At 65.9% G+C, this 22,439-nt stretch carries 17 protein-coding genes; all 17 read right to left on the bottom strand.

Annotation, left to right across the window (positions count from 1 at the left end):
• Positions 1 to 3: 3 nt before the first annotated feature.
• The 17 genes from rny to ACW4LP_RS06815 all read right to left on the bottom strand — a co-directional run bounded on the left by rny (position 4) and on the right by ACW4LP_RS06815 (position 22,439).
• Positions 4 to 1,575: a ribonuclease Y gene (gene rny, locus ACW4LP_RS06895; protein ID WP_114539060.1), complete on the bottom strand. Its 1,572-nt coding sequence runs from the start codon at positions 1,573 to 1,575 to the stop codon at positions 4 to 6.
• Positions 1,576 to 1,780: 205 nt separating this feature from the next.
• Positions 1,781 to 2,488, bottom strand: a complete 708-nt coding sequence (locus ACW4LP_RS06890) for a regulatory protein RecX (protein WP_455803643.1) — start codon at positions 2,486 to 2,488, stop codon at positions 1,781 to 1,783.
• 6 nt (positions 2,489 to 2,494) lie between these two features.
• The gene (gene recA / locus ACW4LP_RS06885) at positions 2,495 to 3,550 is read right to left on the bottom strand and encodes a recombinase RecA (RefSeq protein WP_022739919.1); all 1,056 of its coding nucleotides are present in this window, start codon (positions 3,548 to 3,550) and stop codon (positions 2,495 to 2,497) included.
• Between the two features lie 240 nt (positions 3,551 to 3,790).
• Positions 3,791 to 4,969 carry a CDP-diacylglycerol--glycerol-3-phosphate 3-phosphatidyltransferase gene (gene pgsA, locus ACW4LP_RS06880; protein WP_157011620.1) on the bottom strand — a complete coding sequence of 393 codons (1,179 nt, stop codon included), beginning with the start codon at positions 4,967 to 4,969 and terminating at the stop codon, positions 3,791 to 3,793.
• A 3-nt stretch (positions 4,970 to 4,972) separates the two neighbouring features.
• The gene (gene rimO / locus ACW4LP_RS06875; protein WP_455803663.1) at positions 4,973 to 6,283 is read right to left on the bottom strand and encodes a 30S ribosomal protein S12 methylthiotransferase RimO; all 1,311 of its coding nucleotides are present in this window, start codon (positions 6,281 to 6,283) and stop codon (positions 4,973 to 4,975) included.
• A 13-nt stretch (positions 6,284 to 6,296) separates the two neighbouring features.
• Positions 6,297 to 6,794, bottom strand: a complete 498-nt coding sequence (locus tag ACW4LP_RS06870; protein WP_114548343.1) for a YajQ family cyclic di-GMP-binding protein — start codon at positions 6,792 to 6,794, stop codon at positions 6,297 to 6,299.
• A gap of 28 nt (positions 6,795 to 6,822) precedes the next feature.
• On the bottom strand, positions 6,823 to 7,986 hold the full coding sequence (locus ACW4LP_RS06865; RefSeq protein ID WP_302383120.1) for a helix-turn-helix domain-containing protein: 1,164 nt from the start codon (positions 7,984 to 7,986) through the stop codon (positions 6,823 to 6,825).
• Positions 7,987 to 8,039: 53 nt separating this feature from the next.
• Entirely contained in the window at positions 8,040 to 10,616 is a 2,577-nt protein-coding gene (locus ACW4LP_RS06860) for a DNA translocase FtsK 4TM domain-containing protein (RefSeq protein ID WP_455803642.1), read from the bottom strand.
• A gap of 7 nt (positions 10,617 to 10,623) precedes the next feature.
• Positions 10,624 to 12,501, bottom strand: coding sequence for a ribonuclease J (locus ACW4LP_RS06855; RefSeq protein WP_455803641.1), 1,878 nt, complete (start codon positions 12,499 to 12,501; stop codon positions 10,624 to 10,626).
• 87 nt (positions 12,502 to 12,588) lie between these two features.
• Positions 12,589 to 13,491, bottom strand: coding sequence for a 4-hydroxy-tetrahydrodipicolinate synthase (gene dapA / locus ACW4LP_RS06850; RefSeq protein ID WP_455803640.1), 903 nt, complete (start codon positions 13,489 to 13,491; stop codon positions 12,589 to 12,591).
• Positions 13,492 to 13,771: 280 nt separating this feature from the next.
• Positions 13,772 to 14,539: a 4-hydroxy-tetrahydrodipicolinate reductase gene (gene dapB / locus ACW4LP_RS06845; protein WP_455803639.1), complete on the bottom strand. Its 768-nt coding sequence runs from the start codon at positions 14,537 to 14,539 to the stop codon at positions 13,772 to 13,774.
• A 393-nt stretch (positions 14,540 to 14,932) separates the two neighbouring features.
• Positions 14,933 to 17,152, bottom strand: a complete 2,220-nt coding sequence (locus ACW4LP_RS06840; protein ID WP_455803638.1) for a polyribonucleotide nucleotidyltransferase — start codon at positions 17,150 to 17,152, stop codon at positions 14,933 to 14,935.
• 160 nt (positions 17,153 to 17,312) lie between these two features.
• Positions 17,313 to 17,600, bottom strand: a complete 288-nt coding sequence (gene rpsO / locus ACW4LP_RS06835; protein WP_022739929.1) for a 30S ribosomal protein S15 — start codon at positions 17,598 to 17,600, stop codon at positions 17,313 to 17,315.
• Positions 17,601 to 17,841: 241 nt separating this feature from the next.
• On the bottom strand, positions 17,842 to 18,609 hold the full coding sequence (gene recO / locus ACW4LP_RS06830) for a DNA repair protein RecO (protein WP_161127245.1): 768 nt from the start codon (positions 18,607 to 18,609) through the stop codon (positions 17,842 to 17,844).
• A gap of 15 nt (positions 18,610 to 18,624) precedes the next feature.
• On the bottom strand, positions 18,625 to 20,898 hold the full coding sequence (locus ACW4LP_RS06825) for a PASTA domain-containing protein (protein WP_302011614.1): 2,274 nt from the start codon (positions 20,896 to 20,898) through the stop codon (positions 18,625 to 18,627).
• Positions 20,899 to 21,026: 128 nt separating this feature from the next.
• Positions 21,027 to 21,947, bottom strand: a complete 921-nt coding sequence (era, locus tag ACW4LP_RS06820) for a GTPase Era (RefSeq protein ID WP_161127276.1) — start codon at positions 21,945 to 21,947, stop codon at positions 21,027 to 21,029.
• Between the two features lie 66 nt (positions 21,948 to 22,013).
• Positions 22,014 to 22,439, bottom strand: a complete 426-nt coding sequence (locus ACW4LP_RS06815) for a diacylglycerol kinase family protein (protein WP_231699466.1) — start codon at positions 22,437 to 22,439, stop codon at positions 22,014 to 22,016.

Below are 22,439 nucleotides of genomic sequence, written 5' to 3'. Positions count from 1 at the left end.
GGCCTACTTGGCGTAGTCGACCGCACGGCTCTCGCGGATGACGACGACTTTCACCTGGCCCGGATACTGCATCTCGTTCTCGATCTGCTGGGCGATGTCGTGGGCCAAAACGACGGATTCGGCCTCGTCCACCACTTCCGGCTCTACCATGACGCGAACCTCGCGGCCTGCCTGGATGGCGTAGGTGCGCTCGACGCCCTTGTGCGAGTTCGCGATCTCCTCGAGCTTCTCGAGGCGCTTCACGTAGGCGTCCAGCGTCTCCTTGCGGGCACCGGGACGGGCAGCGGAGACGGCGTCGGCGGCCTGAATGAGCACATCGACGACGGAGTTGGCCTCCACATCGTTGTGATGGGCCTCGATGGCGTGGACGATCTCGGGGCGCTCGCCGAAGCGACGGGCCAGATCGGCGCCGATGACGGCGTGGCTGCCCTCGACCTCGTGGTCGACGGCCTTGCCGAGGTCGTGCAAAAGGCCGGCTCGCTTGACGGGAATGGGGTCGAGCCCGAGCTCGGAGGCCATGACCGAGGCCAGATAGGCCACTTCGAGCGAATGGTTCAGCACGTTCTGGCCGAACGAGGTGCGATAGCGCAAACGTCCCAGGGTGTTGACGAGCTCCGGGTGGAGATCGTGGATGCCCGCATCGAACGTGGCCTGCTCGCCGGCCTCGTGCACCCGCTGGTTCACCAGCTTGACGGCCTTGTCGTACATCTCCTCGATGCGCGCGGGGTGGATGCGCCCGTCGGCGATGAGGTTCTCCATGGTGACGCGGCCGATCTCGCGGCGCACCGGGTCGAAGCAGGAGATGGTGACGCACTCCGGCGTGTCGTCGATGATGAGGTTCGTGCCGGTCAGCTGCTCGAAAGAGCGGATGTTGCGGCCCTCGCGGCCGATGATGCGGCCCTTCAGATCGTCGGAGGGGATATGGATGGTGGACACCGTGCTCTCGGCGGAGTGGTCGGCGGCCACGCGCTGGATGGCGAGGCTCAAGATCTCGCGGGCCTTCTTGTCCGCCTCGGCCTTGGTACGCGTCTCGGCATCGCGAATGATGACGGCCGATTCGCGGGTGACCTCGTCGTGGATAGTCTCCAGCAGCTCCTCTTTGGCCTCCTGGGGGCTCATGCCCGCAGCGCGCTCGAGGGCCTGGTTGATCTCGATCTGGGCCTCCTCGCGATGGCGCTCGATGGCATTCTCGGCCTCTTCGACATCGCGCTCGCGGCGCTCGACCTGTCCCTGCAAAGACGAGAGCTGGTGCTCGCGGGCATCCAGCGACTCGACGCGGCGATCGAGGGATTCCTCGCGCTGGGCGATGCGGTTCTCGGCAGAGCGCACCTCGCGCATGCGCTCCTTGTTCTCCTTCTCCATCTCCTGCTTGTAGCGAAGGGCCTCGTCCTTGGCTTCCACGGCGGCTTCACGTCGGAGCGTCTCGGCTTGCTTCTTGGCATCCTCGACCAGGCTTGCGGCCTCGCGGGCAGCGTTCTTGGATGAGGAGCTGGCAATGAGTCGGTTGACGATGAAACCGAGGACCAGGCCGATGACGATAGCGACGATCAAAAGCACGATCGTGATGGGATCCATGGCTGTTTCCTCCTTTCATCTGGGCTTTCATACCCATTTCATGTCATAAAAAATGCCCGTGGCCGGGCATGAGCATAACTGCGCGAAGATACGAGGAATATGAAATTCTCTATCTTGAATGCCCAGAAGGGCACGTATGCTCTAAAGCCACAGCTCACAGTATAGCGTAAGGCCGCGGCTTTAGACAGACTCTAGTGGGTTTGTGTCACGAATGGCTCATCGAATCGCACTTCAGGTTGCGCTCCTGCTCCTCGGACCACGTGCGCGACGCGGAAGCGGCGACATCGGTGGAAAATCCTTGGGATACGAGACGGCGGAAGGCGGCCTCTCGGGCGCGCTTGGCTTTAGGCGGCCGACGCCGTAGGGCGGCCAGAGCGCGGCCCACTTCGAAGTCCCTCCCCTTCCGCTCGTGCTCGACCCAGGAATCGAGGGTGGCTGGGTCGATGCCGAGCTCCTCGATCTCCCGTTCGGCATCGCGAAGCCCCCGGCCGGCCGCAAGCTTCATGCGGACGAGGGCGTCGGCGTAGCGTCGATCGTCCACCGCCCGTACGCGCATGGCGCGCTGAAGGGCCTCTTCCACCACTGCCGCAGGAAAGTCGTCCTTCAGCAGGCGCTCGCGCAGATAGGCTGTGGACCGCTCGCGGACCGCGGCCCATCGGAGGATCTTCTGGTACGCGTCGCGGGCCGTCTTCCCCTCCTCGTTGCTCAGAGCGTTCTCCCGCTCCTCTCCACGAGAGGAGCGGGAGAGATCCTGCGCGCAAGACGCCCCTGTATCCTTGCCGCAGACGGCAACATCCTCGACAGGATGCGGCAAAGCGGAGATTTGCGCGTGCGGCTCCTCTGAGGAAGAAGTGGCTTCCAGGGCGGCGATATCCGCCCTGAGCGCTGCGAGTATGTCGGCCTTGGACGCCACAATGCGTTACTTCTTCTTGCCGCTCTTGGGCGCCGGCGTGAACGATTCGTTTTCGGCCGGACGCTCGATGACGGGGATCTCGTAGGCCTCGCGGACCTTGTTCTCGAGTTCCTCACGCAGATCGGGGTTCTCCTTGAGCGTCTGCTTGGCCGCCTCGCGGCCCTGGCCCAGGCGCTCCTCGCCGTAGGTGTACCAGGCGCCGGACTTCTTGGCCACGCCGCATTCCACGGCCATATCGACGATGCAGCCTTCCCGAGAGATGCCCTCGCCGTACATGAGATCGAACTCCGCTTGGCGGAAAGGAGGAGCCACCTTGTTCTTGACCACCTTCGCCCTCACGCGATTGCCGACCACATCGCCGTTCTGCTTGATAGAGTCGATGCGGCGAATGTCGATGCGAACCGAGGAGAAGAACTTCAGGGCGCGTCCTCCGGTGGTCGTCTCCGGGTTGCCGAACATGACGCCGATCTTCTCGCGCAGCTGGTTGATGAAGATGCAGGTGGTGTTCGATTTCGACAGCGACCCGGCCAGCTTGCGCAGGGCCTGGGACATGAGCCGAGCCTGAAGGCCCACGGTGGTATCCCCCATCTCGCCCTCGATTTCGGCACGGGGGACGAGCGCCGCCACAGAGTCGACGATGACGCAGTCGATAGCGCCCGAACGCACGAGCATATCGCAGATTTCCAGCGCCTGCTCGCCGGTGTCGGGCTGGGAGATGAGCACCTCGTCGATATCGACCCCGATGCGCGCGGCGTAAACGGGATCGAGGGCGTGCTCGGCATCGATGAAGGCGACGATGCCGCCCAGCGCCTGGGCCTCCGCGAGAATCTGCAAGGCGAGCGTTGTCTTGCCGCTTGACTCCGGACCGTAGATTTCGATGATGCGGCCGCGGGGCACGCCTCCGATGCCGAGCGCGGCATCGAGCGGCAGAGCGCCCGTGGGGATGACCCCGATGTTGAGATCGGCGCCCCCCTCGCCGAGGGTCATGATAGAGCCCTTGCCGAATTTGGACTCGATTTGATCGGTGGTGAGTTTGAGCATCTTTTCTTTATCTTCGTTCATGACCTCTCCTTGTCTGGGCCAGGCGAACAAATGGCCTGTTTTCATCATTATACGAACAAACGTATGCACGTCAAGAGGTGATTCTCAAAAACCAGTTCCCTCTGTGCGCGAAAACAGCATAACGCTACGCGACCGCAGCAATGACGCGGGAATGTCTCATTTGAGTCCTCGCGCCGACCGTACCGCTGTCGCACTCTCGTCGCAGAGCGCCCGTGCGCTCTCGCCAAAACCGCGGCGCTGTCAGAAGCTCGCGAGCGCCTCTTCCATCGTGCGCAGGGCGATCAGCACCGTCTGCAGGCGCACGGCCTCGCGGCCGCCTTCGAAATGATGGCATGCTGCATGGGTCTTTTTGGCCGTGGCGCAGCCGATCCACACCGTGCCCACCGGCTTGCCGGGCTCGGCGCCCGTCGGTCCGGCGATGCCCGTGACCGCCACCGAGACATCGCTGCCCAGCTCGCGCAGGGCGCCACGGGCCATCTGCAGGGCCACCAACTCGTCGACGGCCCCCTGTCGCGCGAGCACGTCCTCGGAAACGCCGAGAAGTTCGGCCTTCACCTCGTTCACGTAGCTCACGATGCCGCCGCGCACCGAGGCCGACGACCCAGGCACGGAAGTGAGCATGGCCGCGATGAGGCCGCCGGTGAGGCTCTCGGCCGTGGCCACCGTGGCCCCTGCTGCCGTCGCTTTCTCGACGACGATGCGCGCCTGCTCGTCGATGGCCTTCTGCAGCGCCGCGATCTCGGTGGGTGCCGCAGAAGGGGCGGCCGCCTTTGCGGTTTTGGCCCCCGCGCTCCCCTTCAACAGATGGCGTGCTTTGACGAGATAGTCGAGCATGGACATGACCGTCAGGATGAGCGCGATGACCATGACGGTCCAGGACAGCACGAACATGGGGTTGGTGAAGGCGCCGGCCGCCGTGGTGAACGTGAGCGAGTCCTTGAGAAGGAACAGCACGATGGCGATGATCTGGAACACCGTCTTGGCCTTGCCGTACCAGCTGGCGGCGATGACCGTGCCCTTGCTCGCCGCCACCATGCGGATGCCCGAGACGATGAACTCGCGGGCAAGGATGATGAGCACGGGCCAACCGGGCAGCACGGCCAGCTCCACTAAGGCGATGAGCGCCGCCGTGACGAGGATCTTGTCGGCCAGAGGATCCATGAACTTCCCGAAGTCGGTCACTTCCCCGCGGCTGCGGGCGAGATATCCGTCGATCCAGTCGGTGCAGGAGATGAGAATGAAGATGCCGGCGGCGATGACGCACTTCGCCTCCATGGTGATGCCCGGCAGGCCCACCCATTCGGGCCAGGGGCTCAGGATCGCCAGCACGAAGACCGGCACCAGGCAGATGCGGATGAGCGTGACGATGTTCGCCGGCGTCCAGAGCTTGTCCGGAGCCGTGGGCTGGATGGTGGTCATGGCCTACTCGCCTTCCATTTCGTAAAGCAGGGTATCCGCAATGGTGCAGGGAACGAACGCGCCGATCTCGCCGCGGGACACGTAAGTGACGCCGTCCACTTCGGGCGCCTGGCATTGGGCGCGACCGAAGCGCTGGCCGTCCTCCTCGGTTCCCTCGACGAGCACGATCGCCCCCTTCCCGATGCGCTCGGCGATGCGGGGCCCGCAGGCGGCATCGGCGGCGTCGCGCAGCACCTGGGCCCGCTCGGCCTTCTCGTCCTCGTCGATCTGGTTCGGCAGGTCGAAGGCGGTGGTGCCCTCCTCGCGGGAATAGGGAAAGACGCCGACGTAATGGAACAGCCCCTCGGAGACGAAATCGAGGAGCTCCTCGAACTGCTCGTCGGTTTCGCCGGGAAATCCCGCGATGAGCGTTGTGCGCAAGGTGATGTCGGGCACCGCGGCCTCGATGCGCTCGATGAGGGCGCGAAACGCTGCGGCATCCCCTCGGCGGTTCATGGCCCGAAGGATCGGTTTGCTCACGTGCTGCAGGGGAATGTCCAGATAAGAGCAAACGTTCTCGCGGGCCGCCATGACGGAGAGCAGCTCGTCGGTTGCGCCCTCGGGCTGCAGGTACATGATGCGGAACCACGTGTCGGGGTGCGCCTCGGCCAGCGTGTCGACGAGCCACGCGAGGTCGCGGCCGTCGGGAAGGTCGGCGCCCCAGCGTCCGGTGTCCTGGGCGATGAGCACGATCTCCCGGGCGCCGGAGGCGATCTCGCGCTCGACGTCCTCGGCGATCTGCTCGTACGGGAAGCTGTGGTAGCGCCCGCGAATGTAGGGGATGGTGCAATAGGAGCAGAAGCGGTCGCAGCCGTCGGATATCTTCACGTAGGCGAACGCCCGGCCCTCCCCTTCCGTCGGCTCGCCCCCAACGGCCGCTACGGGAAGGGAGATCCCCAAAGCGCGCGCCACCACTTCCGCGATATCGTCCTCGCGACTGCAGGGCACAAACGCCGACGCCTCCGTCAGCTCCGCGGCCAGGTCGTCCCCGTAGCGGGCCGGCATACAGCCGGCGACGATGAGGACGGCGCTGCCCTCATCCACTTTGGGCAGGGAGGCGGCCTCGAAGATGGCATCGATGCTCTCCTCGGTGGCAGCCTGGATGAACGAGCAGGTGTTCACGATGATGGCGTCGGCGCTGGACGCCTCTTCGGTCACGGAGAAGCCGGCTTCGCGCAAGCGCCGCGCCATGGCGGCCGAGTCCACCTCGTTCTTCGCGCACCCCATCGTGATGAGGCAGACGGAGGGCGCCGCGCTGTCGCGCGTCGTATCGATCACGTCTGTAGCCCTAGCGATAGTTGACGTACTGCAGCGGCTGCCCGTAGTCCTGGCCGCGCAAGAAGGCGATGACCTCCTGCAACGTGTCGCGAGAGGGAGAGCTCACCCGCAGCTTGTCGCCCTCGATGGTCACCTTGCACTTGAGCTTCTGGGCCTTGATGTCCTTGTTGATCTTGCCCGCGGTCTCCTTGTCGATGCCGTTGACCACCGTGGCGCACCGGCGCACCCCGCCGCCGGAGGAAGGCGTGGAATCCCCCCACTTCACGGCGGTAAGATCGATGCCGCGCTTGATGAGCTTGCTGCCGATGACGTCGATGACCTGAGAGGCCACGAAATCGGCCGGCGCGGTCACCGTCAGGGTGCCGGCGCTTTTGTCCAGGGAGATCTCAGCGCCCGAGTCCTTCAGATCGTAGCGCTGGGCGAGCTCCTTTCGGGCCTGCTGGAAGGCGTTGTCCACCTCCTGCATATCCACCGTGGAGACGATATCGAAGCTGGATTCTTTAGCCATGGGTTGATTGCCTTTCTCGATGGGCCCGCTAGGCCGCGTTGTCGGAGGAGTCCTCGCCGGAATCAGACGCGTCGCCGCTTCCCGAGGTGCCGGAGGAACTATCGCTTGTGCTGGAGTCGTCGCTCGAGGAATCCGAGCCGGAGGAGGAGCCGGAATCCGAGTCGCCGGAGCTATCCGAGGAGGCGCCGGCCACGCCGTTGGCACGCTTCCAGTCGTTGAGCACGTCCTCGAAGTTGACGGTGTAGGTGTAGACGCCGCGGCCGTTCTGATCCTCGGCCTTCACTTCCTCACCGTCGAGGGTGAGCTTGACGGCGGCGATGTCCTCGTCATCACCGGAAAGCACGAACTTCAGCGTTCCGGTCACATCGAAATCGCCCGTCTTGGGCCCGGTGACATCGCCCGCCTCCACGGTCTTGCCGTCCTGGACGACCTCGATGTAGACGCTTGAGCCCTCGGGCACGTTGTAGCTGAACTTGGCGCTCGTCGGCGCCACGGGCTGCTGGGTGGGCGCCGTCGCGTCGGTGCCGCCCTCATTCGCGGCACCGGTATCGGTGCCGGCGGGGTTCTGCATGCCGGAGATAGGCACCGTAGGCACATCGCTTTCCGGCGCTGCGCGGTTTCCAAAGGCCAGGACGATCACGAGGACGAGCAGGCCCACGATGATGGCGCCCACGATGATGAGCGGCAAGTAAGAGCCGATGTTCGCCGCGATGCCCGGGGCCTGCCGGCCCTGGACGAGGTTGGTGTACTGGGGCTGCGGGGCCGCTCTGCCCGTGCGGGCCGAGGAACCGCCCAAGCCGGAACGGCCGGAGCGCGTGGAGCCCGCGTAATCGTCTCGGTAGGAGCCCCGAGAGGATCCCCGATCGCGGCTGGAGGGCAGCGCGACCGTGCGCCCGGCATCGCGGGGGCGCTCGCGACGGTTGCTCGCCGGACGGCGGCCCGTCTCGAACTGATAGACCTCTTCCCGGTAGGCGCGGGTGACCTCCGTGGGGTTCAGCCCCACCAGGCGCGCGTAGGCGCCCACCATGTTCGACGTGTAGCCGCGCGGGGGCATGCGGGCGAAATCACCCTCCTCGATGGCGCGCAGGATATCCGGGCGGATGCGCAGCTTGCGGGCGGCCGTGGACAAATCGAGTCCCTTGCGCTCGCGGGCATGGGCAAGCGCCTCGCCGAATGATGTCTGTCTCGCCACGATGGTCTCCTCTGTGTTTTCCGTTGGCCGTTGCGGTGCGATTCCGTTCCGGCCTATTCGTCAGCGGCCTCGAAGGCCTTCAGTGTTTCCAGTTCCATTTGGTCGACGAGCACCTCGCGCGGGCGGCTTCCGTTGGCCGGGCCCACGATGCCCTTTTCTTCCAACTGATCCATTATACGTCCAGCTCGCGCGTATCCGACCTTCAAGCGACGCTGAAGGTTGCTCGTGGAGCCCAAATCGCTTGAAACCACCACATCGGCGGCCTCCCACAGAAGCGGATCGTCGGCCTCGGAGCCCCCCTCTCCCGAAGGCGAGGAGTCGCCCAAGGTCACGACGTTGGTCTTCAGGATCTCGGAGTGGTACTCCGGCTCGCCCTGGCTCTTCAGGTGCGCCACCACGGCGGCGATCTCGTCGTCGGGGATGTAGGGGCCCTGGATGCGGATGGGCTTGGGGTACTCCGGCTTGGCAAAGAGCATGTCCCCCATGCCGATGAGGTTCTCGGCGCCTGTGGAGTCGAGGATGACGCGGGAGTCGATGCCCGAGGCCACGGTAAGCCCGATGCGGCAGGTGATGTTCGCCTTGATGAGGCCTGTGACCACGTTGGTGGAGGGGCGCTGGGTGGCGATGATGAGGTGGATGCCGGCGGCGCGGGCGAGCTGCGCGATGCGGCTGATGGAGAACTCGACTTCCTTGCCCACATTCATCATGAGGTCGGCCAGCTCGTCGATGACGATGACGATGTAGGGGATGGGCTCGCCGTAGAGGTTCTCCGGCGGCTCCTCTCCCCTCTTTTCGGCAGCCTCGTCGGCCGCCTGGGCCGCTCGGGCCTTCTCGTTGAAGGTGATGATGTTGCGCACGCCGCACTTCGAGAACATCTTCAGGCGCCGCTCCATCTCGGCCACGGCCCAGGAAAGGGCGCTGGAGGCCTCGCGGCACTCGGTGACCACGGGGACGTACAAGTGCGGGATGCCCTCGTAGGGGGCGAACTCCACGCGCTTGGGGTCTACCATGATGAAGCGCACCTCGGCCGGGGTCGCGCGCATGAGGATGGACATGATCATCGAGTTGACCTCGACCGACTTGCCCGAGCCGGTGGTGCCGGCGATGAGCACGTGGGGCATCTTCGCCAGGTCGTGGACAATGGCGTGGCCCTCCACGTCCTCGCCGATGGCCACCTGCAGCGGCCCGGGGCCCGCAGCGGCGAGCACGTCGGGGAGATACACCATCTGGCGGTTGCGGTTGGGCACTTCAATGCCCACGTAGTTGGTGCCGGGAATGGGGGCGAAGATGCGCACGCCGGGGGCGGCGAGCGCCAGCGCGATGTCGTCGGTGAGGTTGGTGACCTTGCTCACGCGCACGCCGGAGGGCAGGTCCACCTTGAACAGCGTCACCGTAGGGCCCTCCACCCAGCCGACCACGCTCGCCATGACGCCGAAGTCCTCCAGGGTCCCCTGCAGCTCGGCGGCCACTTCCCGCAGCTCCTCCTCGGTAGAGCCGCGGCGGGCGCCGCCGGTGGCGAGGAGATTCATGGGAGGCAGCTGGAAGCCGTCCTTGGAGATCGGTTGGGCCGGAGCCTCCTTCTTTTTCTTGGGGGCGGCCTTCTTGCTCACGGGCTTCGTCTTCGCGGCCTCGCGCTCGGCGGCCTCGGCCTCCTGCCGGCGCCGCCCGAGCTTGCGGGTCATGGGAGCGGCCGGCTCCACAGCGGAGATGTCCTCCACCTCGGCCACCTCGCGCGGATCCGGGGCCTGGATGGGCACGAGACCGCCCGTCTTCTGGGCGCCCAGCTGCCGCGTGACGGCCGCATCGGGCACGGCGTCGGCCGCAGTCCCGCGGGAGCGCCGGCGCGGTTGCTCGCCCAAGGAGATGCGGGCGGTGGGCGCCCCATGGGCTGCCGGGGGCAGATCGGCGGACTCGGCCATGGTCGTCAGCGGCGGCTTGCCCCTCCCCCGCCTCATAGATCCGAAGGCATCGGGGATGAGGGAGGCGGCACCCTCGCCGTCCAAGTCGCAGCGGGCGCGCACCTTCTCCAGAAATGCGGAGATGGAAAATCCGATGACGATGGCGCCGACGATGGCCACCCCGATGAGCAGGATGGCGGAGATGGCCGGCCCGAAGAGCGTGAGCCCCACCCAGGCGAGCGCCGCCCCCACATAGCCGCCGTGGGTCACGAGCGCAATGCGGTCGAACAGGGCAGCAGGGCCTGTGCCGGTCGTCGGCGTGAACAGCGCGATGATGCCGAGCAGCGCCACGAGGATGAGCGAGAGGCCCAACGTGACGCGCAGCGACATGCGCTCCGACTGCATGCGGTACAGAACGGCGCCACCGATGGCGACGAGGAAGAAGGGCATGATGTAGCAGCCCACGCCGAAGACGACATGGAGCGACTCCGAAAGGAAGTCGGTCACGGTGGCCCCGGCCGGAGCCGCGGCCGCGATGAACAGCACAATGCCCAAAATGATGAAGCCGACGCCCACGATGTCGCGGCGCGTGCGGTCGTCCAAGATGCGGGGCTCGGCCTCAACGGCGCGGCTGCGGGCCGCGGCGGATTTGCGCGTGCCGCTCTTCGACGGGTTCCCCGAGGCCTTCTGGGCGCTCGCCTTCTCTTTGTTGGTGCTCGTATTGCGCGCCACGGTGCCTCTAGACCTCCAGCAGGTTCACGACGACCATGGGACGCTGCTTGGTGCGCTCCCAGAGAAGCGAGAGCAGCGCGTCGCGGGCGGCCTTGCGCAGTTCTTTCACGCCTCCGTCCTTGGAAAGGCACTTGCGCAGGGCGTTGGCCACGGTGTTCTCGGCCTCGTGGGCCAGATAGTAGTCGTCGCCGCCGGTAATGCCGTGCATGGACACCTGCACCTGGCCGATGAGCTTGCGATCCTTCATGTTCACGGCCGCGGCCACCGAGGCGAAGCCCTGGTTGCCGAGCGTGTTGCGCTCGTCCAGCACGTCCTGGGAGGTGTCGCCCACCGACAGGCCGTCCACGTAGACGATGCCCGAGGGCACGCCCTCGCCGCGGGCCACGCCCATGGCCGAAAGCTCCAGTGAGTCGCCGTTCTCCAGCACGTAGATGTTGTCGGGATCGACGCCGGTGGCCTCGGCCAGCTTCGCGTGGGCCCGCAGGTGCGTGGCCTCGCCGTGAACCGGCATGAAGTTCTTCGGCTTCACGATGGAGAGCATGATCTTCAGCTCCTCGGCCCCGGCATGGCCCGACACGTGCACCCGCGCCCGGCTCTTGTCGTACACGTCGGCGCCGATCTTGGCCAGCTGGTTGATGACCCGGGTGACGGCCTTCTCGTTGCCGGGAACCGGCGTGGCCGAGATGATGACGGTGTCGCCCTCCTCGATCTCGATGGTCTTGTGCTCGCCGTTGGCGATGCGGGCCAGAGCCGAAAGCGGCTCGCCCTGGCTGCCGGTGCACATGATGACCACCTGCTCCGGCGGGATGCCCTTCAGGTCGTAGGCGTCGATGAGGTTGTCGTCGGAGATGTTCAGGTAGCCGAGTCGCCGCGCGATGTCGGTGTTCTGGATCATGGAGCGGCCCGTGACCACCACCTTGCGGCCGTTCTTCACCGCCGCGTCGCAGATCTGCTGCATGCGGTGGATGTGGCTCGCGAAGCTGGCGATGATGACGCGCCCCTTGGCCTGGGAGATGATCTGCTCCAAGGTCTTTCCCACCTCGGCCTCGGACGGGGTGAAGTTCGGGTTCGTGGCGTTGGTGGAGTCGCTCATCATGAGGTCCACGCCCGTTTCCGAGAAGCGCGCCAGGGCGCCGAAGTCGGTGGTGATGCCGTCGATGGGGGTCTGGTCCAGCTTGAAGTCGCCGGTGTGCAGGACGTTGCCGGCCGGGCTCTGGATGAACAGGCCCACCGCGCCGGGGATGGAGTGGTTCACGGCGAAGAAGTCCACCGTGAAGCAGCCGAGCTTGACCTCGTCGCCGGGCTTGATCTCGATGAGCTTGGCGTTCTTCACGCGGTGCTCGGCGAACTTGCCCTCGATGAGGCCGAGCGTGAGCTTCGTGGCGTAGATGTTCACCGTGCGGTCGAGATCCTTCAGAAGGTACGGCAGCGTGCCGGTGTGGTCCTCGTGGCCGTGGGTGATGACGATGCCGCGCAGCTTGTCGGCGTTCTCCAGCACGTAGGTGTAATCCGGGAGGATGAGATCGATGCCCGGGTGGTCGTCGTCGGGAAACATCAGGCCCGCGTCGTCCAAGATCATGTCGCCGTTGCACTCGAAGGCGGTCATGTTCTTGCCGATGGCGTCAAGACCGCCGAGCGGGATGATCTTGAGCTTCGCGTTCGGATCCTTGCCCGCCTTCGAGCCGCGCCGCGGCTTTCGGCCGCCGGAGGGGGCCTCCTTGGCCGCCGCCGTCTCGCCGCGCGAGAGCTGCGGGCGCTTGCGCTCCAGGTTCACCCGCTTGAAGGAGGTGTTGTTCTTGCGGCGATCGTTGTTGCGCCGATTGGCGTTCTTGCCGTTGCCGCCCTCCGTGCGGCCGTTCTGCTTCTCTTGGTTTTCTTTGGTCATTCAATGCCTCTTTCTAAAGGTAGTAACGCGCAAAAACGCCGACCCGAGGGCGTCGGGCCGGCGTCGCATCTTCAATGGTGGACGATTCTAGTCAAGAACACCGACCTCGCGCATGATGGAGGCCAGGCGCGCCGACTGTTCCGGCGTGGCGTCCACGAGCGGCAGACGCACGCCGCCGACAGGGAAGCCGATGAGGCTCAAGGCCTCTTTCACGAGGATGGGGTTCGAGGTCTCGAACAGGCCCTTCATGAGCGGCATCAGGGCCTCGTTGGCCTCACGGGCCGCATCCCACTCGCCCTTGGCGGCCAGATCGACGATGGCCTTCATACGGTCGGGCGCGACGTTGCCAATGGTGGAGATGACGCCCACGCCGCCCAGCTCCATGATGTCGAGGGTGGACGAGTCGTCGCCGGAGTACACGTCGAAGCCGGCCGGAGCGTTGTCGATGATGTACTTGATCTGATCGAAGTTCCCCGAGGCCTCCTTGATGGCCACGACGTTGTCGCAGTTGTGGGCCAAGCGCAGGGTGGTGTCGCCCTCCATGTTGATGGAGCAGCGCCCGGGGATGTTGTACAGGATGATGGGTATGTCCGTGGAATCCGCAATGGTCTTGAAGTGGCGGTACAGGCCCTCCTGCGGGGGCTTGTTGTAGTAGGGCACGACGCACATGAAGCCGTCGACGCCCTGTTTGGCGGCATCCTGGGCGAAGTACACCGTGTCGGCCGTGCAGTTGTCGCCGACGTTCGCGATGACGGGGATACGGCCGTTCACGGCGCGCACCACGGCGCGGAACAGCTCGAGCTTCTGGGGGTAGAACACCGTGGGACTCTCGCCGGTGGTCCCGTTGACGATGAGGGCGTCGGCACCGCCGCGCACGAGTCGGTCGGCCAGCTCCTGAGCCCGGTCGAGATCGAGTTCGAGGTCGGCGTTGAACGGGGTGACCATGGCCGGAATCATGCGGCCGAAGCGAGGATCGCGCTTGAACTCCATGGAAGTATCTCCTTAAACAAACTCGGGGGGCGTGGCTGCCCTAGCACAGCTCTATTATGCCATGGTTGGCTCGACGGGGAAACGCGAGCGCCCGTAAGTCCGTCAAACGCACAACCTGCGGGGATAAGATGCTGTCCCAAGCGGGCACTGCCCTTGCGTCCGCTCCGTAGGGGCTGACCTTGGTCGGCCCTGACGAGCGGGACGATCGCGCGAGACAAAACAGGGGCGACCAAGGCCGCCCCCTACGGATGGTGTCTGCGAACGAATGGGGGCTGAGTGGCTAATTCATAAAGTTCTCGAGGCCCACGATGAGGCCGTCGCGGTTCCCTACGCTGCGGATGCCGAGAAGGACGCCGGGCATGTAGGAGGTGCGATCCCACGAGTCATGGCGAATGGTGAGCGTCTGACCCAGTGAGCCGAAGATCACTTCCTGGCTGGCCACAAAGCCCATGGAGCGCACGGAGTGAACCGGCACGCCGTCGATGAGCGCCCCGCGAGCGCCCTCAGCCCCGGCGATCTCCGTCTCGCGGCCGGGAGCCTCGCTCACGCGGGGGGCGCGGGCCTCCGCGATGATCTCGGCGGTGCGCACGGCGGTACCGGAGGGCGCGTCCTTCTTGTTGCAGTGGTGGTACTCGATGACCTCGGCCTCGGGGAAGTAGGGCGCCGCCGCCTTCGCGAACTCCATCATGAGCACGGCGCCGGTGGTGAAGTTCGGCGCGTAGAACAGGCACGTCCCCGGCGCCGCCGAGGCGGCAAGCCCCTCCAGCGTCTCGTTGGAGAGCCCCGTCGTTCCCACCACGCAGTCGACCCCCCGCGGCAGCGCCACCGAGAGATTGCCCGCCACCACGTTCGGCTGCGTGAAGTCGACGAGCACATCGACGTCCGTCGCATCCAGCGCCTCTGCCAGCGTGTCGAACACCGGGAAGGGCGCCTCCTTGGCATGGGGATCGATGCCGCAGACCACATTCATGTTATCCGCAGCCGTTACCGCATCAACCACCGCCGAGCCCATGCGCCCCGCATAACCCGCCACCGCAACCTTAATCATAGGAAACCTCCCATACACCAGTCAGATTCAACAAGAAGCGTGAACGCTATTGTAAAGCAACAACGTGAGAGCGAAGAGGAGACAGGGGGCGCCTTGACCGAGCGAGTTCCGCAGACGGTATCGAAGGCGCGATGATGCAGGGAGCAATGCAGCTAGCGCGCCTTCGATACCGGCGAGGACTGTCTGAGCGAATCAAGGTGCCCCCTGGCTCCTCTCCGGGAGTGTCGCGGCGTGAACTTCTACCTAAGCAATCCGAACCATCTAGGCATCCCCGGTTTCTCTTTCGCTGGGGCGTTAGGGGAGACTAAGGTCTGCCCCTACAGGACGGTGCCGGCGTAGCGGATTCCGATTGCAACAAGAAAGGGCCGCAATCGCGACCCTTTCCATAAAACGCTAGTTGCTGCTGCCGCTCTCGTGGCGACGACGCGGCGTGCGGCCGGCGCGGCCGGGACGGTTGTCCTCCCGACGCTCGCGGCGCTCGTGACGCTCGCCCTTGTCGCGCGGAGCCGGGGACGCGGAAGCCGGCGCGTCCGGCTTGTCCAGGCGGTCCAGCGAAATCTTACCCGTCTTCGGGTCGATCTCGAGCACTTCCACCTTCACGATGTCGCCCAGGCTCAGCACGTCCTCCACCTTGCCGACGCGGCCGTTGGCCACGCGCGAGATGTGGAGCAGGCCGTCCTTGCCCGGCGTGAGCTTCACGAAGGCGCCGAAGTCCTTGATGCCGACGACCTCGCCCTCGAAGACCTCGCCCACCTCGGGCTCCTTCACAATGCCGAGGATCATGTCCTTGGCCGCCTGCATGGCGGTGCCGGAGACGGCGCCCACGTGGATGGTGCCGTCCTCCTGAATGTCGATGGAGGCGCCGGTCTCCTCCTGGATGCCGCGAACCACCTTGCCGCCGGAACCGATGACGTCGCGGATCTTGTCCACGGGGATCTTGATGGTCTCGATGCGCGGCGCGGTCTCCTTCATCTCGGCACGCGGGCCGTCGATGGTCTCAAGCATGGCGGCCAGGATGAAGGCGCGGCCCTCGTGGGCCTGCTTCAGGGCGCGGGCCAAAATCTCGACGGACAGGCCCTTGGCCTTGTTGTCCATCTGCAGGGCGGTGATGCCGTTAGGGGTGCCGCAGACCTTGAAGTCCATGTCGCCGAGGAAGTCCTCGATGCCCTGGATGTCGGAGAGGATGACCACGTCGTCGCCCTCCTTGATGAGGCCCATGGCCACACCGGAGACGGGCGCGGAGATCGGCACGCCGGCGTCCATCAGAGCCAGGCAGCTTCCGCACGTGGAGGCCATGGAGGAGGAACCGTTGGACTCCAGCACCTCGGAGACCACGCGGATGGCGTAGGGGAAGGTGTCGGTGTCGGGCAGCACGGGAGCAATCGCGCGCTCGGCCAGGGCACCATGGCCCACCTCACGGCGCTTAGGCGCACCCATCCGTCCGGTCTCGCCGGTGCAGTAGGGCGGGAAGTTGTACTGGTGCATGTAGCGCTTGCCCTCTTCGGGCCAGATGGTGTCGAGGCGCTGCCACTCGTTGAGCATTCCCAAGGTGCACACGGACATGACCTGGGTCTGGCCGCGCTGGAACAGGCCCGAGCCGTGCACGCGGGGCAGGTATCCCGGCACGATGTACAGCGGGCGGATCTCCTCGGGGGTGCGGCCGTCGACGCGCTCGCCGGTCTCGAGGATCATGGCGCGCATGGCCCGCTTCTCGAGGGCCTTGAGGGCCGCCTTGATGTCGCTTCCCCAGGTAGTGCGCTCCTCCTCGGTGAAGTCATTCTCGATGATGGAGGACTTGAGCTCTTCCACCTTCTGCATACGGGCGGCCTTGTCGGCGTCCTTCAGGGCCGCGGACATCTCGTCGAGGTGGGCGTCGACGCGCTCGGCCACGGACGGGTCGGCAGCGTGGATGGTGTAGTCCATGGGCGTCGGGTTCACCTTGGCGAGGAAGGCAGCCTGCTTCTCGCAGAAGGCGGCGATGGCCTCCTGACCGAAGGTCATGGCGGCGAGCATGTCCTCCTCGGAGATCTCAGCGGCGCCGGCCTCCACCATGGAGATGTAGTCGGCGGTACCGGCGATGGTGAGCTCCAGATCGGAGTTCTCCTGCTCGGAGTTGGTGGGGTTCACGATGAACTCGCCGGTCTCGATGTCGCGGCCGATGCGTACGCAGGCCGCCGGGCCGTCGAAGGGGGCGCCGCCCACGAGCAGCGCCGCAGAGGCGCCGGCCACACAGATGGTGTCGGGCAGGTTCTCGCCGTCGATGACGAACGGGGTGGCCACGATGTGCACCTCGTTCTTGTAGCCGTCGGGGAACCCGGGGCGGATGGGGCGGTCCACCGTGCGGGCCACGAGGGTGCCGTGGTCGGAGGGCTTCGCCTCGCGCTTCAGGTAGCCGCCGGGGATGCGGCCCACAGCGTACATCTTCTCGATGTAGTCGACCGTGAGCGGGAAGAAGTCGTAGTCCTTCTCCTGGCTGGAGACGACGGCGGTCACGAGCACACTCGTGGCACCGCAGGTCGCGAGCACAGCGCCGGTGGCCTGCTTGGCCAGCTCGCCGGTCTCGAGACGGTACTGCTTGCCGTACAACTCGAATTCTTCGACAATTTTCGTCATAACGCTTTTCTTTCTCTTCAACTCCCCCGCCTCATTGCGGAGGACTTCTTCGGGCGCGGCTACTTACATTCGCCGCCCCCGCGACCGTCGGCACCTCATGCGCTTCCGACCGCTTATAGCAGAAAACGGGGCCCCAGGCGGGGCCCCGTACATGCTCGAGCTAGATGTTGTCGCGGATACCGAGCTTCTTGATGAGCTCGCGGTACTCCTCGATGTTGCGCTCCTTGATGTACTTCAGCATACCGCGGCGCTTACCGATGAGCATCATGAGGCCGCGACGGGTGTGGTTGTCCTTCTTGTGCGTCTTCAGGTGCTCGGTGAGGTTGCGGATGCGCTCCGAGAGGATGGCGACCTGAACCTCGGCGGAACCGGAGTCCTGATCGTTCTTGCCGAACTCCTTGATGAGTTCCGCGGTGCGCTCCTTGGAGATGCTGAGCTTGCTGGCCATAGCTGGTCCACCTTTCTTTCCCGGGGTCTCCCCCGTCTTCGCCGCGTGCGCGGCCTACCGTTTCCATCCGTCTTGGGTAGCCATGGAAGTGGTCCGTGGGAACCAAAGGCGAATTCCGCCGCCGTTTTGGCAGCCCGCCCAGTATAGGGCACTTGCGGCGCGGCTCGCCCAAGGTTTCCGCGAGCGACACGGTTTCTGCATATTGGGGCTGGGTGAGCGCGGCGAAAAAAGCGGTGCGACACTAGAACAGGCCGCACGTGAAGAGGAACTCGAGGGACTTCAGCGAACTGCCGATGTGGGCGCGGACGAGATCCTGCACGAGGTGCAGCACGGCGAAGGTGCCCGTAAGGTCGGCCGGCCCTTCTGCAATGGCGTCGAAGGGGGTTGTGAGGAAGTACTGCGCCCAGCAGAGGGTGCCGGCATCCACAAGCACGGATTCGTCCAGGCCCCGGCAGCTCTCGCAGAGCACTCCGCCGCCTGCAGCCGAGAACGGGATGCGTGCGCCCTCGACGAGCGCCACCGGCTCGCCGCAGCCGACGCAGACCTCGAGGCTCGGTCGCAGGCCCGAGAAGGCGAGGATCTTCAACAGCTCGGCGGCCGAAAGCGCCGCACGGTGGCTGTCATCGGCGCCGTCCATGGCGTCCAGCATGCGCATCGCCGACTGGAACAGGCGCGGGTTGGCGAGGTCGCGCTGGCTCATGCGGGCGAGCAGCTCCGCTACGGGCGCGGCGGCCGCAGAGGCCTCGAGGTTGCAGCGCAAGGCGTCATGGGCCGCGACGAGCCGCGCCTCCTTCAGAATGTCGAGACTTCGGCCCGTCGCGCACAGGGCGTCGATGACGCAAAAGGGCTCGGTGCGCGCCGCGAAGCTGCTCTTGGGCCGCCGGGCCCCTTTGGCTACGGCCCGCTTCTGGCTGCCGTCCTCGGAAAGCAGCGTGAGAATGAGGTCGCTCTCCCCCAGCTTCGTACGGCGCAGCACGAGAGCGCGCAGGGAGTAGGTCGGTTGCGCCACGAAGCCGCCCCGCGCCTAGTAGCGGATGGAGGGGCTGGCGTAGGAGACCTCGTTGTCGTCGTTCCACACGATGCCGCCCTCGATGGTGGTGAGCTTCTTGGCGAACACCGTTTCCTGGCCCAGGCCGAAGGGCATCGTGACCACCTCGTACTGGCGCGCCTCCACGGTGTAGAGCACCTCGCCGTCGCCGCGGTAGGTGCAGCTCTTGATGTTCTCCACCTTGAAGCTGCCCTCGTCGTTGGTGAGGTTGGCTCCGGGCAGGATCTCGCGGGTGAGGTCCACCAGCTCGGTGCCGCGGGAGTGGGCGACATACAGCGTGACCTCGGAGCCGGAGTTCAGCTCGCTGCCGGCGGCCGGGTCGGTGGAGACGGCGGTGCCCTCCTCGATGTCCTCGGTGGTGTACCACTCGCTCGTCACCTCGTAGCCCTCGGCTTGAAGCGCGGCCTTGGCGTCGGCTTCGGACATGCCCTCCACATCGGGTACGGTGTAGGGAACGGCCACGGTGACGGTGATAGCGTCGCCGGATTTCGCCTCCGTGCCCGCTTCCGGGCTCACGGCCAGCACGGTGCCCGCGGCCTCGTTCGACTTCTCCTCGGTGTAGGTGACCGCCGTGAACCCTTCGGCCTCCAGAGCCTGGGCGGCCTCTTCGCTGGTGGCGCCCACGATGGCCGGCACGATGCGCGGTACGGCCACGGAGAGCGTCACGGTGCTGCCCTCTTCCGCGCGATGCCCCTGCTCGGGATCGCTCGAGAGCACCGTGTCCTGGGGATCGTCGGACTTCACTTCGACGGCCTGCGCAACGAACCCCTTGGCTGCCAAGGCGTCGACCGCCTCGGGCTGGGAGAGGCCCACTACCTCGGGGATGGTCTTGCCGCCCCACAGCTCGGCCATATAGGTACCACCCGCTACGGCCGCCAGCACCACGGCCAGGGCGATGCATGCGGCGGCGATGATCGGGCCCTTGGCGCGCGGGGGCCGTGCGGAGGGCCCTGGGAAGGGAGCCTCCCCATCGGCGCCATCGCGAACCGGCGCGGCCTCTTCGGGCGCCGAGAAACCTATGGAAGATTCCAGCTCAGGGGTTTCCTCCTCGATGGTCGAGGGGAAGGCCAGCTCGCCGGTGGCCCGGGGCGTGAGCGCTTCCTCGGCCTCGGCAGTCGTGACTGCCGCCTGGTCGGCGACGACAATGGCGGAGGCGGCCTCCATGAGAGCCGTTTCCTCGGCGGCGCAAGCGTCGGCCGACTCATTGGGCGACGCTTGCGGTGCCTCTTGCACCACCGGGGTCTCCAGAGTCGCCCCCGCCTCATCCTGGGTCTTACGGGAGCGACCGCGGCCCTGACGATTCACGGAGGGCCGCGCCGCATGGGAGCCCATGCGCGCCGGACGCTTGCCCGACCGCTCGAACAGGCTCACTACCTCGTCCCCGCTGGACAGCACCTCGTCGAGATCGTCGTCCTTGGCGGTTGCGTCTGCAGCTGCGAAGCCGGCGACGGCGCCAGGAATCGCACCGAAGGCGACACCGGACGCATCGCCAGCCTTGGAGGCCTCGTTCTCAGCAACAGGGGCATCCTCGCCGGGCGTCGTGAATTCAGGCGTTTCTTCCATCTCGGCAGTCTCGGCTGCCACGGCCGCAGCTGCTGTCGCGGCAGCCACCCGCTCTTGCTCAAGCCGCTCGCGTTCTTCCCGCTCGGCAGCCTCGGCAGCGCGCCGGGCCTCGCGGGCCTCCTCCTCGGCTATCCGCCGCTGCTCGCGGGCCTCGGCCTCGGCGGCGCGCAAACGCTCCTTCTCCGCAGCCGTTTCGGCGCGCAGGCGCTCCTTCTCGGCCCGCAGGAGCTCCTTGGCCTTGCGGGCCTCCTCCTTCTCCTGCATCTTCGAAAACTTCTTCGCGAGCTTCTTCTGTTGGCGGTCGCGGCGCCGCAGCTCCTTCTCCGTCGGTCCCATGGCGTAGCTGCGGGCGCGTGGCACGTACTCCTCGTTGATGCGCGGGATCTCGGCCGTGTCACCGGCCTGAGTGGCCGCCGGCGGAACGTAACTTGAGTCGACCAGCCGCTCGAAGCCGGACAGGTCGGGGACATCGGGGCCGTCGGGCACTGGATCGACCAGATCGGCCACCGAGGCCCGCGGCGCCGGTTTGGAAGGCGCCGGGGCGACGTCGGGCACGCGCACGACCGGGGGCACCTCCACCACGGGAGGCACCGACACTTTCGCCGAGGCGGCCACGAACACTTCGCCGCAGTTCTCGCAGAACGCGGCGTCGTCACGATTATCGAATGAGCAGTGAGGGCATTTCATCGACGTTCTCCTCATTGATTGCACAGATAAGGAAAATTGTACCCGATTATTCTGAATATAGCCCCCATATCCAGCAACAACAAAGTTACTGGTTCGCCCAAGGAAGTCAGCGAGGGTCCGACAGGCGCCTAGGCCCCTTCCCCGTAGCCGAATCTTCGGATCTGGTTGGCGTCTCGGCGCCAGTTCTTGCGTACCTTCACCGACAGATCCAAAAACACCTTCGCCCCCAGCAGCAGCTCCAAGTCCTTGCGGGCCTCGGTGCCGATGCGCTTGATGGCTGCCCCGCGCTTGCCGATGATGATGCCCTTCTGGCTGTCGCGCTCCACATAGATGACCGCGTAGATGCGGTAGAGGTTCGGCTTCTCGAATTCCATCTCCTCCACGGCGACCCCGATGGCATGGGGCACCTCGTCGAAGAAGTTGCGCAGGATCTTCTCGCGGATGAATTCCGCCACCATGACCTCCAGCGGCTGGTCGGTCTCCATGTCGGCGGGGAACCACGCCGGGCCCTCGGGCAGAAGAAACTGCACCTCCTCCACGAAGGCGTCCACGTTGCGGCCCGTCTCGGCCGACAGCGCCACCATGGCGTCCCAGTCGCAGAGCTTCTCGGCCGCCTCGCGCTGGGCGCTGATCTCGGCATCGCTCGCCAGGTCGGTCTTGGAAAGCACGCAGATCTTCGCCGAGCCCTTCGCGGCGCGCACCTGGGCGGCCACCCACTCGTCGCCCCGTCCGATGGGCTTCGATGCGTCGATGAGCATGGCCACGACGTCCACGTCCTCCAAAGCCTTGATCGCGCTCGTGTTCAGCTCCTCGCCGAGGGCGTCCTGGGGCTTGTGCAGACCGGGAGTGTCCACAATGATCATCTGCATGTCATCGGTGGTGTGCACGGCGCGGAAACGGTGGCGCGTCGTCTGGGCCGTGTTCGAGGTGATGGCGATCTTCTTGCCCATGATGGCGTTCAGAAGCGTCGACTTCCCGGCGTTGGGGCGCCCGACCAGCGTCACGAACCCGCTCTTGAAGTCGGGATTGGTGGGAAATGAGCCCCCCATGGGGTTTTCAGCGAAGTAGGCGTCGAGATCCATGAAGTTCCTTTCGAAGAGGTGGGGCGTCGTGCGTTAGAGAAGGTCGAGCGCGTAGGGTGCGAAGACGATGAGCCCGACAATTACCGAGCCCGCTGAGGCCAAAAGCACGGCGCCGGCCGCCGCGTCCTTGGCCGCGCGGGCCAGCTCGTGCCACTCGGGCGAGGCGAGATCGACCGCCGACTCGATGGCGGTGTTCACCACCTCCGCCACGGACACGACGATGATGCAGAGCACGATGGCGAGCCAATCGACGCGGCTGATGCCCAGGGCGAATCCGGCCGCGACGGCGGCAAGCCCTAGGATCACCTGGATCTTCAGGTTGCGTTGAGAGCGAAAGGCGTAGGCGACGCCGGCGGCCGCGCAGCGAAAGGCGCACACGAGCGGGAAGCGCCCCTCCCCGCACCGGCGGCTCTCCCCCGCTCTGCGCACGAGCGGCCTCATCTTATCGTCGCCGGCCAA

It is taken from the genome of Adlercreutzia sp. CNCM I-6215 (genome assembly GCF_977072315.1).
Note: the sequence above shows the minus strand (reverse complement) of the source record. Positions and strands in the feature narration are given on the sequence as shown.